Origin of the sequence: Lelliottia sp. SL45 (assembly GCF_026672535.1) — a bacterium.
Taxonomy (GTDB): domain Bacteria; phylum Pseudomonadota; class Gammaproteobacteria; order Enterobacterales; family Enterobacteriaceae; genus Enterobacter; species Enterobacter nimipressuralis.
Genome location: NZ_JAPPRH010000001.1, coordinates 548,711 through 564,415, shown reverse-complemented (window position 1 = coordinate 564,415; position 15,705 = coordinate 548,711). Strand labels below are relative to the sequence as shown.

Genomic DNA, 15,705 nt, shown 5'->3' with positions numbered 1-15,705 from the left:
ATCAATGATGATGAAATTACATTAAGCGCGATTATAGGATAAAACGGCTCAGATCTTCATCTGCCACTAACGCATCCAGATGTTTACTCACATAATCTGCATCAATGGTAATACTCTGACCGCTCAGATCGCTGGCTTCATAAGAGATATCTTCCACCAGACGCTCCAGCACCGTATGCAGACGACGTGCACCGATGTTCTCGGTGGTTTCGTTCACCTGCCACGCGGCCTGTGCGATGCGTTTGATACCGTCTTCGGTGAACTCAATGTTCACGCCTTCGGTCGCCATCAGCGCTTTGTACTGCACGGTAATGGAGGCATTTGGCTCGGTCAGGATGCGCTCGAAATCTTCGGTGGTCAGCGCCTGCAGCTCAACGCGAATTGGCAGACGGCCCTGCAGTTCCGGGATTAAATCGGAAGGCTTAGCCACCTGGAATGCACCAGATGCGATAAACAGGATGTGGTCGGTTTTGACCATGCCATGTTTGGTCGACACGGTGCAGCCCTCAACCAGCGGCAACAGGTCGCGCTGAACGCCTTCGCGGGACACGTCCGGACCGTTGGATTCGCCGCGCTTACAGATTTTGTCGATTTCGTCGATGAAAACGATACCGTGCTGTTCAACGGCGTCGATAGCGTCTTGTTTCAGCTCTTCCGGATTCACCAGTTTTGCCGCTTCTTCTTCGATCAGCAGCTTCATCGCGTCTTTGATTTTAAGCTTACGCGGTTTTTGCTTCTGGCCGCCCAGGTTCTGGAACATGGACTGCAGCTGGCTGGTCATCTCTTCCATGCCCGGAGGAGACATGATTTCAACACCCATAGGTGCCGCGGCGAGATCGATTTCAATCTCTTTGTCGTCCAGCTCTCCTTCACGCAGTTTTTTGCGGAAGGACTGGCGCGCCGCAGAAGGCTCAGCCGGTTGCTCGGACTGTCCCCAGTTATTTTTCGCCGGTGGGATCAGCACGTCGAGAATACGCTCTTCCGCCATCTCTTCAGCGCGGTAGCGGTTTTTCTCGATCGACTGAATGCGCACCATTTTAATCGCAGAGTCGGTCAGATCGCGGATGATGGAATCCACTTCTTTCCCCACATAGCCCACTTCGGTGAACTTAGTGGCTTCGACTTTGATGAACGGCGCGTTGGCGAGTTTCGCCAGACGACGGGCGATTTCGGTTTTACCGACACCGGTCGGGCCGATCATCAGAATGTTTTTTGGCGTCACTTCATGGCGCAGCTCTTCGTCGAGCTGCATGCGGCGCCAGCGGTTACGCAGGGCAATGGCAACGGAGCGTTTCGCGTTATCCTGGCCAATGATGTGCTTGTTCAGCTCGCTGACAATTTCGCGTGGGGTCATTTCAGACATGGGAGATCCTTACGCTTTAGAGTTCAATTCTTCGATGGTATGGAAGTGGTTGGTGTAGATGCAGATATCACCTGCAATACCCAACGCCTTCTCGGCAATTTCGCGGGCGCTCAGTTCGGTATTTTCCAGCAGAGCGCGCGCTGCGGCCTGGGCGTAAGGACCGCCGGAGCCGATAGCAATCAGATCGTTTTCTGGCTGAACGACGTCGCCATTACCGGTAATGATCAGCGACGCGTTTTCATCGGCAACGGCCAGCAGCGCTTCAAGTTTGCGCAGCATGCGGTCGGTACGCCAGTCTTTCGCCAGCTCAACGGCAGCTTTGACCAGATGGCCCTGATGCATTTCCAGTTTACGTTCAAACAGTTCAAACAGCGTAAAGGCGTCAGCGGTGCCGCCAGCGAAACCGGCGATCACTTTGTCGTTATACAGACGGCGAACTTTCTTCACGTTGCCTTTCATGACGGTATTACCCAGCGTGGCCTGGCCGTCGCCGGCAATTACCACATGGCCGTTACGGCGTACACTTACAATTGTTGTCACGAGCAGACCCCCTGGTTACAAATTGGGAACAGATACCCCGAGCCTGTGCTCGGGGCTGAATAGAATGATAGATGGGGGGGATTTTGGGGGTTTCAACCCCCGGAAGCGAGTCGAATGCAGTTTGTGTGGCCGGCGATCTTCAGACGGCTAATGGTCCCATCGGCATTATCTTTGCCTTTGACCGGGCCAATGACCACGCGATTCCAGCCGTTATTGGTGGTAATGCGTGAATCAAATCCTTCGAACGCGAGCTGGGCGCGCACGGTTTCGGCCTGCTCGGCACCTTTAAACGAACCGCACTGAACCATCCAGCGGCGCTCATCTTTTTTCTCTGCCGTCTGCTTCGGCGCCTCGGTTGCCTGTGCCACCGGTGCGCTCTGCTGTGGCTGCGCTTTAGGCTGCTGCGCGGCGGTATGCGCAGGCGTTTGCAGCAGATCCTGATACGGCTGAGTCGACGTTGCCGGTTTTTGCGTCTGCGTTTTCGGCGGCTGTTGAACTGGCTGTTGAACTGGCTGAGTCTGCACAGTACGCGTTTGTTGCTGCGGCTGCTGATACGGTTGTTCCGTCACGCGCGGCTGCGTACGAGGCTGCTGCACTGGCTGCGTTTGCGTCCACTGCTGCTGTTGTTGCTGTTGCACTTGCTGCTGAACCTGGCGCTGACGTTGCAGGGTTTGCTGGCGCTGCTGCGGCGTCTGTTCATTCCACGGCACTTCGTTCAGTTGAGTCGGCTGCTGGCGCATGTCGGCCTGCATCTGGGCCAGCAGCTGGCGTTGTTCGTTGGTCAGCTGATCGGCGTTTTTCACTTCGCCACCGGCGGAAGGCTCAGTGGGCGCACGCACACCCGGCTGACGGCTCTCCAGCTCTTTGATATAGCGCCAGCGCTCTTCCGGTTTTGGCGGCAAACCATTGCCTACGACCTTGTTCCCCTGAAGGGCTTCAGCATCTTCTTTCTTGTGGTGAGTAATAAAGTACAGACCACCGATGAAGGCCACCAGAACGGCGGCAGCAATCGCGACCATTGCTGGCGAGACAGAGGGCAGGCTACGCTGCTTGCTCCGTGAGGTGCTCTTTTTGCGTCGCGAAGGTGCCGGCTGGCCGCGACGTACATAATCTCGTTGTGCCACTATCGTTTCGCTGTATTTATTCGTTCGTCAGCCCGCCATGTTACTTAAGCGGCGGGCCTTTGACCAGATAAGGGAGTCTGAAAGACATTTACTTTAAGTAAGCGCCTGTGTGGAGCCTCGAATGATCAGCTCGCAATCGAGTAAACGCGAGCCGCTGCTGACCGTTTGACCGTGCAGCTGATCGAGAAGCAAGAGCATCGCTTCGCGGCCAATGTCGTAGCGCGGCTGTGCGACCGTCGAGAGCGGCGGATCGCAAAACTCGGAGAGCGAAATGTTATCGAAGCCAATGATCGACAAGTCTTTTGGTACCCGCAGACCGCGACGTTTGGCGTAAGACAATGCGCCCAGCGCCATCACATCGCTGTGACAGAACACGGCGGTTGGCGGCTCTGGTTGCGCGAGTAATTTTTCCAGCGCGAGGCCACCGGCTTCGAGGGTGAAATCGCCACGGGCGATGTAATGTGGATCGACCGTCACACCCGCGCGACGCAGTGCCTGAACGTAACCCTGCAGGCGATAGTGGCACAGCGGCATCTCTTCCGGCCCGGCGATACAGCCAATGCGCTTATGTCCCAGCTCCTGAAGATAATTCACGGCGTTAAAGGCGGCGGTGAGGTTATCGATGTGGACGGTCGGCAGCTCCAGTTCTGGCGCGAACTCATTCGCCATTACCATCGGCGGCAGATTGCGCTGCTCTTCGATACTGGCATCAAACGGCAGGCGCGAGCCGAGCAGCAGCATGCCGTCGATCTGCTTGGTGATAATCAGGTCAATAAAGGTTTTTTCTTGCTGATTCTGGTGGGCACAATCGCCGATCAGCACCAGATAGCCTTGTTCCGCAGCGGTCACTTCAATGCCACGGATTATTTCGCTGAAGAAGGGATCGCAAATATCCGGCACGATAACCAGAATTGTACGCGATTCGTTACGCTTTACATTACGCCCCATGGCTTGCGGCAAATAGCCCACTTCCAGCGCCGCCTGCTCGACGCGATTACGCGTCGCCTGAGAGACTTTATCCGGGTTCATTAATGCGCGGGACACCGTTGCCGTGGATACTTTGGCTCTCTGGGCAACGTCTTTCATGGTCGCCGAAGCAACCTCTTTCCTGGACTTCAACGTCTTCTCCTCGCAGGACCACCGAACTTCTGACGCATCCATTTTTACAGATAGTTTGTGGAAGCGGTTACAGAATTTTCATAAAAAGTGTGAGGTGCGTTAAATTTTTCGATCACTCTCGCAGTAATCGTTAACCTTCAATCGGATCGACGTCGAGAACCCACTTCACTTTGCGCGCCTCGGGCAGGGTATTGATCAGCGCCAGCGTGCCGCTGATGACGTGTTGCAGACGTACACGCGACGGGTGCTGGAGCAGAATCTGCCAGCGATAGCGGCCACCGCGTTTAGGGGCCAGCGCCGGGACCGGGCCTAATATCCACAGCTGATTGTCCACCAGCGGGCTGGCCTGCAGCAGATTGCGAAGCTGCTGCAGGAAAAGCGGGGCCTGCTGATTGTTATGATCTTCGGCGCGGATAATCACATGGCTGGTCCACGGCGGCAGCTGCAGGGTCTGACGCTCGGCCAGCGCCTGCTCGGCAAACGCGTCGTAGCCTTTATGCAGCAAGGTTTGCAGCAGCGGATGTTCAGGATGATGGGTTTGCAACACCACTTCGCCCTGTTTTCCGGCACGTCCGGCGCGCCCTGCAACCTGGGTATAGAGCTGGGCAAAGCGCTCGGCGGAACGGAAATCGGCGGAGAACAGTGCGCCATCGACATCCAGCAATGCCACCAGCGTCACGTCCGGGAAGTGATGGCCTTTGGCCAGCATCTGCGTACCAATCAGAATACGCGCGCCGCCGCGATGCACTTCGGCCAACTGTTGTTCAAGTGCCCCTTTACGACTGGTGGTATCGCGATCGATACGCGACAGCGGTACGCCGGGGAAGAACGGCGCGAGCGCCTGTTCAAGCTGCTCGGTACCCAGACCCACAGGCACCATATGCGTGGAGCCGCACGACGGGCACTGGCGCGGCACCGGGCGCTGGCTGTCACAGTGGTGGCAGCGCAGATGATGCTGCGCCTGGTGCAGGGTGTAGTAGTGATCGCAGCGCGGGCACTCGGCAATCCAGCCGCAGTCGTGGCACAGCAGCGTTGGCGCGAACCCACGGCGGTTCAGGAACAGAATCACCTGGTTATCGGCCTGTAAATGCTGACGCATCCGGCTGATGAGCGCGGGAGCCAGCCCCGCCTGCACCGGCTGACCTTTTAGATCCAGCACGTGCTGCGTCGCCGGGCGTGCATTTCCCGCGCGGCGCGTCAGACGCAGCATGTGATATTTGCGCTGACGCACGTTGTGCAGCGTTTCCAGCGCAGGGGTTGCTGAGCCAAGAATAATCGGAATCTGCTCGCTGTGCGCCCGATACACCGCCAGATCGCGAGCGTGATAACGCCAGCCTTCCTGCTGCTTATAGGAGCTGTCGTGCTCTTCGTCGATCACGATGACGCCAAGATTTTTAAAGGGTGTAAAGAGCGATGAACGGGTGCCAATCACAATGGCGGCCTCACCGTTTTTGGCTTTCAGCCAGGCGCTGAGGCGCTCGGTATCGTTTAAACCGGAGTGCAGCACCTCCACCGGGGCGTTAAAGCGTTCGCGAAAACGGGCGATAGTTTGTGGCGTGAGGCCGATTTCCGGCACCATCACCAGCGCCTGTTTGCCCTGAGCGAGCACGTTTTCGAGAATGCTCAGATAGACTTCAGTCTTACCGGACCCGGTGACGCCCGCGAGTAACCAGGCAGAGAAACGGTCGGAGGCGCTGTGAATGGCCCCTACGGCGGTGGCCTGCTCGGTGTTAAGACGCAGGCGATCGCCCGCCACGGAAAACCCGGTGCGCCAGTCCACCAGCGCCGGGGATTCGCTGGCCAGCTCGCACAGACCTTTCTTGCGTAACCCTTGCAGTGCCGCGTCATTAAAATCCAGGTCAGTCACCTGATGACGCCAAATCCTTCCCTGACGCAGCGCGGCAAGCGCCTGCTGCTGTTTAGGAGAGCGCTTAAGGCTGTTGATATCCACGGCCTGGCCCTGCTCGGTGGCAAACCAGTACCACATCGGCACGTGGCTGGCGCTTTTGCCCTGACGCAGCAGAATCGGCAGGGCGTGGAACAGCACGTCGCCAATCGGGTGATGATAATAATCTGCGGCCCACAGCAGCAGTCGCCAGACACTGGACGAGTAAACTGGCTCGTCGTCCAGAACTTCGACCACGGCTTTCAGTTCGTTGAGGGGCAGCTCGCTTTTATCGCTTACCGATACTACGATCCCGACGCGCTGCTGCTTACCAAAGGGCACGCTCACGCGACAGCCCGCTTTGACGCTCATGCTGTCGGGCAGCAGATAGTCAAAGGTGCGGGGAAGCGGAACGGGCAGGGCAACGTGAGCGACGGGCATCGAATCTTCCTGACTTGAAAAGTGGCGCGTTAGTATACACATTAGTTGCTGTAGGCGTGCGGATCAGTTTGCATACGCTGGTTGAATTCTGTATGATTCGCCGCCTTTGGTGTAGGTTTATCCGCATCAAAATAGCTATTACCCGAAGATTTCGCGCTGCTGGAATGCAGCTAACGCAGAAGCGGCGAGGAAGGCTACGGGCAATTATTAACATCGCGTGGTGTCTGGCGTTAGGGCTGGAAGAGCGACGCGGCCTTAACTGAGGTTCTCCCCATGAAAAAAGATATTCACCCGAAATACGATTTTATTACTGCAAACTGCTCTTGCGGTAACGCGATCAAAATCCGCTCTACAGTGGGTCACGATCTGAACCTGGACGTTTGTGGTCAATGCCACCCGTTCTACACTGGTAAGCAGCGTGATGTTGCAACCGGTGGCCGTGTTGACCGCTTCAACAAGCGTTTCAGCATCCCGGGCGCTAAATAAGCTACCCGAAAAAAAAGCGCCGAAAGGCGCTTTTTTTGTGCCTGTAATATCCTTCCTGAATAAATCCGCATTTAATATTTATCTTAAAAATAAATAACCAGGTACTGTCGTATTTAATATATTCGTCTGGTGTATTCTTTAACGGTTAGTGAACTGAATCTTCGTATTCTTTAATTCTTTGCCATTGTTTTTCTTTGTGTGTCAAAAAATAAAAGGTTTCCCTCATTGCGTAAAATTACACTTCGCTCGACATAAATTCTTATTTGCCATTTCATCTGCAATGGCTTTCAGGGCGCGTTTATTTCGAGGGAACTGTTATGAAAATGAAGCAACTGTTATTTGTGCTGCCATTATTATCTTGTGCGGCGCAAGCGGGATACGTTGATTACCGACACGAGTATTATGACGACGGGCGTAACTACGACCGTGTGTACATGTCACATCGCTTTGGCACTGGATTTGGAGTGGCTGTGGAGGCGGTATCTCGCTCCGATGAGAAGCAGTCTAACGACGCGCTTAATAATATGGAAAGTAACAGCAACGAATATACCGCCAGCTATCAGTTCACCTGGCAAAATTTTATCTGGCAACCGGGCGTCGCTGTAGAAATGGGTGACGACATGACCATTTATAAGCCTTATCTGCGCGTGCAATATAATATTAATGACAGCTGGTGGACGGCTTTCCGTTATCGTACAGAATACACACGCCGTAACGCGGATGGTAAAGATGACCGTATGGTTTATCGCCCGGAAATGTGGCTAGGTTATAATATTGATAACTGGATGTTCGAACTGAACGGAATTTATAAGTTCGCCGACAACGAAGATCTGTATAACAATAAAAAAGAAGATTACGAATATAACTTCCGCGTGGCTTATAACATCGACTCATGGATCCCGTTTATCGAAGTGGGCAACGTCTCTTCAGGCTATAACACGGCCACCAGCGACGATCGCCAGACGCGTCTGCGTGTCGGCCTGGGCTACAACTTCTAAGAAACCATCCCGCTGAGTCACCTCAGCGGGATCACACCGCAGTTAGTATTCCCACGTATCCGGGTCGATACCCAGTTCACGCATGATCACTTTCGCCGCTTCCGGGATTTCATCGCTACGCTCTTTGCGCAGGTCTTCATCGTTCGGCAACGGCTGACCAGTAAACGCATGCAGAAATGCTTCGCACAGCAGTTCGCTGTTGGTCGCGTGACGCAGGTTGTTCACCTGACGACGCGTGCGTTCATCGGTGAGGATCTTCAACACCTTCAGAGGAATGGAAACCGTAATTTTCTTTACTTGTTCACTCTTCTTACCGTGCTCAGCGTATGGGCTGATATATTCGCCGCTCCATTCAGCCATGAGACCTTTAATCCTCTTTGTCATTAATAAAGGCTAAAACCTTACCTTTGATAAGGCTTTTAACCGTAATCTCGCGTAGTTTACCGTAAGGACGATACCGTGACACGGATATTGCGTCGGCGGCGTGTCCTAAAGCATGTAATTTTAACGGCTATTCTCGCATTGCTCAATCTATACGCAAAGAAGTTTAGATGTCCAGATGTATTGACGTCTATAGTTTCAGTGTTTACTCTGGTGCCTGACTTTTCACCTCTTTCGCCAGGAAGCCTTCACCATGACGCGTAAACAGGCCACTATCGCAGTGCGTAGCGGATTAAATGATGACGAGCAGTACGGCTGCGTTGTCCCGCCGATTCATCTTTCCAGTACTTACAATTTCACCGGATTTAATGAACCCCGTGCGCATGACTACTCGCGTCGTGGCAACCCTACGCGTGACGTGACCCAGCGCGCGCTGGCGGAGCTGGAAGGCGGTGCTGGCGCGGTACTGACCAATACCGGTATGTCAGCCATTCACCTGGTGACGACCGTGTTCCTGAAACCTGGCGATCTGCTGGTAGCTCCGCACGACTGTTACGGCGGCAGCTACCGTCTGTTCGACAGCCTGGAAAAACGCGGCTGTTACCGTGTTTTATTCGTCGATCAGAATGACGAAAAAGCGCTACAACAGGCGCTGGCCCAAAAGCCAAAGCTGGTTCTGGTGGAAAGTCCAAGCAATCCATTACTGCGCGTTGTCGATATTGCGAAAATTTGTCAGCTCGCAAGGGATGCGGGAGCGATAAGTGTAGTGGATAATACGTTCCTCAGTCCGGCGCTTCAGAACCCGCTTTCACTGGGTGCGGATCTGGTATTGCATTCATGCACCAAATATTTGAACGGCCACTCGGACGTGGTCGCCGGGGTGGTGATTGCAAAAGATCCGGAGGTTGTCACTGAACTGGCATGGTGGGCCAATAACATTGGCGTCACCGGCAGCGCGTTCGACAGCTATCTGCTGCTGCGCGGTCTGCGTACACTGTCGCCGCGCATGGAAGTGGCACAGCGTAATGCCCAGGCGATTGTCGAGTTCCTGAAAAACCAGCCGCTGGTGAAAAAGTTATATCACCCGTCGCTGCCGGAAAATCAGGGCCACGAGATTGCCGCGCGTCAGCAAAAAGGTTTTGGCGCGATGTTAAGTTTTGAACTGGATGGCGATGAGCAAACGCTGCGTCGCTTCCTGAGCGGGTTGTCACTGTTTACGCTGGCGGAATCCTTAGGGGGAGTCGAAAGCTTGATCTCCCACGCCGCGACAATGACGCACGCAGGCATGGCGCCAGAGGCGCGTGCCGCCGCCGGAATTTCCGAGACGCTGTTACGCATCTCAACCGGTATTGAAGACTGTGAAGATTTAATTGCCGATCTGGAAAATGCCTTCCGGGTCGCAGCCAAGGGGTAATCATGAGTGTGATAGCGCAGGCAGGGGCGAAGGGTCGCCAGCTGCACAAGTTTGGTGGTAGTAGTCTTGCTGATGTGAAATGTTACCTGCGTGTCGCAGGGATCATGGCGGAGTATTCGATGCCGGGCGACATGATGGTTGTCTCGGCGGCAGGCAGCACTACCAACCAGTTGATTAGCTGGCTGAAATTAAGCCAGACCGATCGCCTTTCTGCGCATCAGGTTCAACAAACGTTACGCCGCTATCAGAGCGATCTGATCGCCGGCCTGCTGCCTGCGGACGCGGCAGACAGCCTCATCAGCGCATTTGTTCACGATCTGGAGCGTCTGGCCGGATTACTGGACAGCGGCGTGACCGAAGCGGTTTACGCTGAAGTGGTCGGCCACGGTGAAGTCTGGTCTGCGCGCCTGATGGCGGCAGTCCTGGAGCAGCAAGGGCTGGAGGCCGCCTGGCTGGACGCGCGCGATTTCCTGCGCGCTGAGCGTGCGGCGCAACCGCAGGTCGACGAGGGCCTCTCTTATCCTCTGCTGCAACAGCTGCTGGTGCAGCATCCGGGCAAACGCATCGTCGTGACGGGCTTTATCAGCCGCAGCAACGCGGGCGAAACCGTGCTGCTGGGCCGTAACGGCTCGGACTACTCGGCAACGCAAATCGGTGCGCTGGCGGGGGCGTCTCGCGTCACTATCTGGAGCGATGTGGCCGGGGTGTATAGCGCCGACCCGCGCAAAGTAAAAGATGCCTGTCTGCTGCCGCTGCTGCGTCTGGACGAAGCCAGTGAGCTGGCGCGTCTGGCAGCACCGGTGCTGCACGCCCGTACCTTACAGCCTGTTTCGGGCAGCGATATCGACCTGCAGCTGCGCTGTAGCTACACCCCAGATAAAGGTTCGACCCGTATCGAACGCGTACTGGCTTCGGGCACAGGCGCGCGCATCGTGACCAGTCACGATGATATTTGCCTGATCGAATTCCAGGTGCCTGCCGGACAAGATTTCAAACTGGCGCACAAAGATATCGACCTGATCCTCAAGCGCGCCCAGGTGCGCCCTCTGGCCGTTGGCGTGCACAACGACCGCCAGTTGCTGCAGTTCTGCTACACCGCCGAAGTGGCTGACAGCGCGCTGAAAATCCTTGATGAAGCCGGATTGCCGGGCGAACTTCGCCTGCGTCAGGGGCTGGCGCTGGTCGCGATGGTCGGCGCGGGTGTCACCCGTAACCCGCTCCATTGCCACCGTTTCTGGCAACAGCTGAAAGGCCAGCCGGTGGAGTTCACCTGGCAGTCGGAAGAGGGCATCAGCCTGGTCGCCGTGCTGCGTAAAGGCCCCACCGAGAGCCTGATTCAGGGGCTGCACACCACCCTGTTCCGCGCGGAAAAACGTATCGGCCTGGTGCTGTTCGGGAAGGGAAACATCGGTTCCCGCTGGCTGGAGCTGTTTGCCCGCGAGCAAACGACGCTCTCTGCACGCACCGGTTTTGAATTTGTATTAGCAGGCGTGGTGGACAGCCGCCGCAGCCTGCTGAACTACGACGGGCTGGACGCCAGCCGCGCGCTCGCATTTTTCAACGATGAAGCCGTCGAGCAGGACGAAGAGTCCCTGTTCCTGTGGATGCGCGCGCACCCGTACGACGATCTGGTCGTGCTGGACGTCACTGCCAGCGAGCAGCTGGCCGATCAGTACCTCGATTTTGCCAGCCACGGTTTCCACGTCATCAGCGCGAACAAACTGGCCGGCGCAAGCAGCACCGATAAATACCGCCAAATCCACGACGCGTTTGAGAAAACCGGTCGTCACTGGCTGTATAACGCCACCGTGGGTGCCGGTCTGCCGGTGAACCACACTGTGCGCGACCTGATCGACAGCGGTGACAGCATTCTGGCAATCAGCGGTATCTTCTCCGGTACCCTCTCCTGGCTGTTCCTGCAGTTTGACGGCACCGTTCCGTTTACGGACCTGGTGGACCAGGCGTGGCAGCAGGGGCTGACGGAGCCGGACCCGCGCGTGGATCTCGCCGGAAAAGACGTGATGCGCAAGCTGGTCATTCTGGCGCGTGAAGCGGGTTACGACATTGAGCCAGGCCAGGTGCGTGTGGAGTCGCTGGTTCCGGCCGGTTGCGAAGAGGGGTCGGTCGATCACTTCTTCGAGAACGGTGAGGAGCTGAACGAACAGATGGTGTCACGCCTGGAAGCGGCACGCGAAATGGGGCTGGTTCTGCGCTATGTGGCCCGTTTTGACGCTAACGGTAAAGCCCGCGTGGGTGTTGAGGCCGTTCGCCCTGAGCATCCTCTGGCGGCGTTGCTGCCGTGCGATAACGTCTTCGCCATCGAAAGCCGCTGGTACCGTGATAACCCGCTGGTGATTCGTGGGCCAGGCGCGGGGCGCGACGTCACCGCCGGGGCGATTCAGTCAGACATTAATCGCCTGGCGCAGCTGCTGTAGTCTTTTTGTTTCCCTCTCTCGTAAGGGAGAGGGTAAGGGTGAGGGCGCCAGAGCGCGCTCACCCTGCACTTCTCCCCGCCATCATGAACGTTCTTCATCTTTCCTGAACATTCCTCACCGTTAATGCCGATGATTTCTGTTGACGTCATCCCGCTTTTCCGTCATTTTTACATCCAGACGTCTAAATGGATAGATGTTTATAAACAGCAATAATTATCACGCGATTGATGAGGTAAGGTATGAGCTTTTTTCACGCCAACCAGCGGGAAGCCCTGAATCAGAGCCTGGCTGAAGTGCAGGGCCAGATTAACGTCTCTTTTGAATTCTTTCCGCCGCGCACCAGTGAAATGGAGCAAACCCTGTGGAGCTCTATCGATCGCCTGAGCAGTCTGAAGCCGAAGTTCGTCTCTGTGACTTACGGCGCCAACTCCGGTGAGCGCGACCGTACGCACAGCATTATTAAAGGCATTAAGGATCGCACCGGTCTGGAAGCGGCACCGCATCTGACCTGTATCGACGCGACCCGCGACGAACTGCGCACTATCGCCAAGGACTACTGGGACAACGGTATTCGCCATATCGTCGCCCTGCGCGGCGACCTGCCACCGGGCAGCGGTAAACCGGACATGTACGCCACCGACCTGGTGGCGCTCCTGAAAGAGGTCGGCGATTTTGATATCTCTGTGGCGGCGTATCCGGAAGTGCATCCGGAAGCGAAAAGCGCGCAGGCCGATCTGCTCAACCTGAAACGCAAAGTGGATGCCGGTGCAAACCGTGCGATCACGCAGTTCTTCTTCGACGTGGAAAGTTATCTGCGTTTCCGCGACCGCTGCATCACGGCGGGCATTGATGTTGAGATCATTCCAGGCATCCTGCCGGTGTCCAACTTCAAGCAGGCGAAGAAATTCGCCGACATGACCAACGTGCGCATCCCGCTGTGGATGTCAAAAATGTACGAAGGGCTGGACGATGATGCCGAAACGCGCAAGCTGGTCGGTGCCAATATCGCGATGGACATGGTGAAGATTTTAAGCCGCGAAGGGGTCAAGGACTTCCACTTCTACACCCTGAATCGCGCCGAAATGAGTTACGCCATCTGTCACACCCTCGGCGTTCGCCCTGGCCTGTAATCGACAAACCCTCTTCGGAGGGTTTTTTGTTTTCTTCTCCCTCCGCTTCCCCCGTCATATCAACGCCATCGCCCCTGCACACAATAGGCATATAATTTCCAGGGTCAATTAAACGGAAATAACTATCGAATCCGTGCGTTATCTCAACTATACCTTCTAAGCAGAGGTGTATATCTTTAAGCTAAATACTGTAGAGGGAGCATGAGAGATGAGCACAGACGATACCCATAACACGTTATCAACCGGACAGTGCCCTTTTCATAAAGGCGGGCCTGACCAAAGCGCGGGCGCTGGCACGAACAGCCGCGACTGGTGGCCCAAGCAACTTCGCGTCGATCTTTTGAATCAACATTCCAACCGTTCTAACCCGCTGGGTGAAGACTTCGACTACCGCAAAGAATTCAGCAAACTTGATTACTCCGCCCTCAAAGGCGATCTCAAAGCCCTTCTGACCGATTCTCAACCGTGGTGGCCTGCCGACTGGGGCAGCTACGCGGGCTTGTTTATTCGTATGGCATGGCATGGCGCAGGCACCTACCGTTCCGTTGACGGTCGCGGCGGTGCAGGGCGCGGTCAACAGCGTTTTGCACCTTTAAACTCCTGGCCGGACAACGTCAGCCTTGATAAAGCGCGCCGTTTGTTATGGCCGATTAAGCAAAAATACGGACAGAAAATCTCCTGGGCCGACCTGTTTATCCTGGCCGGTAACGTGGCGCTGGAAAACTCCGGCTTCCGTACCTTTGGTTTTGGTGCCGGGCGTGAAGATGTCTGGGAACCGGATCTGGATGTGAACTGGGGTGATGAAAAAACCTGGCTGGCTCATCGTGATCCGGAAGCGCTGGCGAAACGTCCTTTAGCCGCGACTGAAATGGGGCTGATTTACGTCAACCCGGAAGGGCCAAATGCCAGCGGTGAACCGCTGTCTGCGGCGGCGGCTATTCGCGCCACCTTCGGCAACATGGGTATGAACGACGAAGAGACCGTGGCCCTGATCGCGGGCGGTCACACGCTGGGTAAAACTCACGGCGCCGCAGAAGCGACGCATGTTGGCGTTGATCCTGAAGCCGCACCGATTGAAGCCCAAGGTTTAGGTTGGGCCAGCACCCACGGCAGCGGCGTGGGCGCAGACGCTATTACTTCCGGTCTGGAAGTGGTCTGGACGCAAACTCCAACTCAGTGGAGCAACTACTTCTTCGAGAACCTGTTCAAATTCGAATGGGTGCAGACGCGCAGTCCGGCAGGCGCAATTCAATTCGAAGCTGTCGACGCGCCAGAGATGATTCCTGATCCGTTCGACCCGTCGAAAAAACGTAAGCCAACCATGCTGGTCACCGACCTGACCCTGCGTATGGACCCGGAATTCGAGAAGATTTCTCGTCGTTTCCTCAACGACCCGCAGGCGTTCAACGAAGCCTTTGCCCGCGCGTGGTTCAAACTGACGCACCGTGATATGGGGCCAAAAGCGCGGTACATCGGTCCGGAAGTCCCGAAAGAAGATCTGATCTGGCAGGACCCGCTGCCGCAGGCATTCTTCCAGCCAACGGCTGCGGACATTGAAAGCCTGAAAGCAGAAATTGCAGCTTCCGGGCTGTCCGTTAGCGAACTGGTGTCGGTTGCCTGGGCGTCGGCCTCCACCTTCCGTGGTGGCGATAAACGCGGGGGTGCCAACGGGGCGCGTCTGGCGTTGGCACCGCAGCGCGACTGGGATGTTAACGCCGCTGCAGCGCGCGCGTTGCCAACCCTGGAGGGCATCTATAAGTCTGCCCATAAAGCGTCGCTGGCCGACATCATCGTGCTGGCCGGTGTGGTGGGTGTTGAACAGGCTGCGAAAGCGGCAGGGGTTTACATCACCGTACCGTTCACGCCGGGCCGTGTGGATGCGCGCCAGGATCAGACGGATATCGAAATGTTTGAGCTGCTCAAGCCGGTTGCCGATGGTTTCCGTAACTATCGCGCTCAGCAGGACAGTGCGACGACAGAATCTCTGCTGATCGACAAAGCCCAGCAGCTGACGCTCACTGCGCCAGAAATGACTGCGCTGGTGGGTGGGATGCGTGTTCTGGGGGCCAACTTTGACGGCAGTCAGAACGGCGTCTTCACCGATCGCGTGGGTGTGCTCAGCAACGATTTCTTCGTCAATCTGCTGGATATGAACACCCAATGGAAAGCCACCGATGACTCAAATGAGCTGTTCGCTGGCAGCGATCGTCAAAGCGGAGAGGTGAAATACACCGCAACGCGTGCCGATCTGGTGTTCGGTTCTAACGCGGTTCTGCGTGCACTGGCAGAAGTGTATGCCAGCCAGGATGCCGGTGAGAAGTTCGTGAAGGACTTTGTCGCCGCCTGGGTGAAAGTGATGAATCTGGACCGTTTCGACCTGCTGTAATTC

12 protein-coding genes are annotated in these 15,705 nt (G+C 56.1%); 6 read left to right on the top strand and 6 right to left on the bottom strand.

Going from position 1 to position 15,705, the window contains the following annotated elements; all coding sequences use genetic code 11:
* Window positions 1–31 precede the first annotated feature (31 nt).
* From hslU to priA, 5 genes are all read right to left on the bottom strand, one after another.
* A complete protein-coding gene (hslU, locus tag OVA10_RS02745; RefSeq protein WP_268195169.1) occupies window positions 32–1,363 on the bottom strand; it encodes an HslU--HslV peptidase ATPase subunit in 1,332 nt (443 codons plus the stop codon).
* Window positions 1,364–1,372: 9 nt separating this feature from the next.
* Entirely contained in the window at window positions 1,373–1,903 is a 531-nt protein-coding gene (hslV, locus tag OVA10_RS02740; RefSeq protein ID WP_100778378.1) for an ATP-dependent protease subunit HslV, read from the bottom strand.
* A 92-nt stretch (window positions 1,904–1,995) separates the two neighbouring features.
* Window positions 1,996–3,027 carry a cell division protein FtsN gene (gene ftsN / locus OVA10_RS02735; protein WP_123429947.1) on the bottom strand — a complete coding sequence of 344 codons (1,032 nt, stop codon included), beginning with the start codon at window positions 3,025–3,027 and terminating at the stop codon, window positions 1,996–1,998.
* Between the two features lie 93 nt (window positions 3,028–3,120).
* Window positions 3,121–4,146: a DNA-binding transcriptional regulator CytR gene (gene cytR / locus OVA10_RS02730; RefSeq protein ID WP_100778380.1), complete on the bottom strand. Its 1,026-nt coding sequence runs from the start codon at window positions 4,144–4,146 to the stop codon at window positions 3,121–3,123.
* A gap of 130 nt (window positions 4,147–4,276) precedes the next feature.
* Window positions 4,277–6,472, bottom strand: a complete 2,196-nt coding sequence (gene priA / locus OVA10_RS02725) for a primosomal protein N' (RefSeq protein WP_268195166.1) — start codon at window positions 6,470–6,472, stop codon at window positions 4,277–4,279.
* A gap of 273 nt (window positions 6,473–6,745) precedes the next feature.
* Here priA and rpmE point away from each other — a divergent pair, with 273 nt between their 5' ends.
* Window positions 6,746–6,958, top strand: a complete 213-nt coding sequence (rpmE, locus tag OVA10_RS02720; RefSeq protein ID WP_015960996.1) for a 50S ribosomal protein L31 — start codon at window positions 6,746–6,748, stop codon at window positions 6,956–6,958.
* Window positions 6,959–7,275: 317 nt separating this feature from the next.
* On the top strand, window positions 7,276–7,956 hold the full coding sequence (locus tag OVA10_RS02715; protein ID WP_102105676.1) for an oligogalacturonate-specific porin KdgM family protein: 681 nt from the start codon (window positions 7,276–7,278) through the stop codon (window positions 7,954–7,956).
* 42 nt (window positions 7,957–7,998) lie between these two features.
* On the opposite strand, the gene metJ is transcribed toward OVA10_RS02715, so the two are convergent.
* Entirely contained in the window at window positions 7,999–8,316 is a 318-nt protein-coding gene (gene metJ, locus OVA10_RS02710) for a met regulon transcriptional regulator MetJ (RefSeq protein ID WP_015960995.1), read from the bottom strand.
* 274 nt (window positions 8,317–8,590) lie between these two features.
* Between metJ and metB the strand changes: the two genes are divergently transcribed.
* From metB to katG, 4 genes are all read left to right on the top strand, one after another.
* Complete coding sequence (metB, locus tag OVA10_RS02705) at window positions 8,591–9,751, top strand: cystathionine gamma-synthase (protein WP_123429949.1); 1,161 nt, start codon at window positions 8,591–8,593, stop codon at window positions 9,749–9,751.
* Between the two features lie 2 nt (window positions 9,752–9,753).
* Window positions 9,754–12,186, top strand: a complete 2,433-nt coding sequence (locus tag OVA10_RS02700; RefSeq protein ID WP_102105675.1) for a bifunctional aspartate kinase/homoserine dehydrogenase II — start codon at window positions 9,754–9,756, stop codon at window positions 12,184–12,186.
* A gap of 239 nt (window positions 12,187–12,425) precedes the next feature.
* Complete coding sequence (gene metF, locus OVA10_RS02695; RefSeq protein ID WP_181827028.1) at window positions 12,426–13,316, top strand: methylenetetrahydrofolate reductase; 891 nt, start codon at window positions 12,426–12,428, stop codon at window positions 13,314–13,316.
* Between the two features lie 208 nt (window positions 13,317–13,524).
* A complete protein-coding gene (gene katG, locus OVA10_RS02690; RefSeq protein WP_268195161.1) occupies window positions 13,525–15,702 on the top strand; it encodes a catalase/peroxidase HPI in 2,178 nt (725 codons plus the stop codon).
* Window positions 15,703–15,705: the final 3 nt, after the last annotated feature.

Bases quoted from the DNA above. Each gene is read 5' to 3' on its own strand.
- hslU (WP_268195169.1), bottom strand. From the start codon at position 1,363: ATGTCTGAAATGACCCCACGCGAAATTGTCAGCGAGCTGAACAAGCAC.
- priA (WP_268195166.1), bottom strand. From the start codon at position 6,472: ATGCCCGTCGCTCACGTTGCCCTGCCCGTTCCGCTTCCCCGCACCTTT.
- rpmE (WP_015960996.1), top strand. From the start codon at position 6,746: ATGAAAAAAGATATTCACCCGAAATACGATTTTATTACTGCAAACTGC.
- OVA10_RS02715 (WP_102105676.1), top strand. From the start codon at position 7,276: ATGAAAATGAAGCAACTGTTATTTGTGCTGCCATTATTATCTTGTGCG.
- metJ (WP_015960995.1), bottom strand. From the start codon at position 8,316: ATGGCTGAATGGAGCGGCGAATATATCAGCCCATACGCTGAGCACGGT.
- metB (WP_123429949.1), top strand. From the start codon at position 8,591: ATGACGCGTAAACAGGCCACTATCGCAGTGCGTAGCGGATTAAATGAT.
- OVA10_RS02700 (WP_102105675.1), top strand. From the start codon at position 9,754: ATGAGTGTGATAGCGCAGGCAGGGGCGAAGGGTCGCCAGCTGCACAAG.
- metF (WP_181827028.1), top strand. From the start codon at position 12,426: ATGAGCTTTTTTCACGCCAACCAGCGGGAAGCCCTGAATCAGAGCCTG.
- katG (WP_268195161.1), top strand. From the start codon at position 13,525: ATGAGCACAGACGATACCCATAACACGTTATCAACCGGACAGTGCCCT.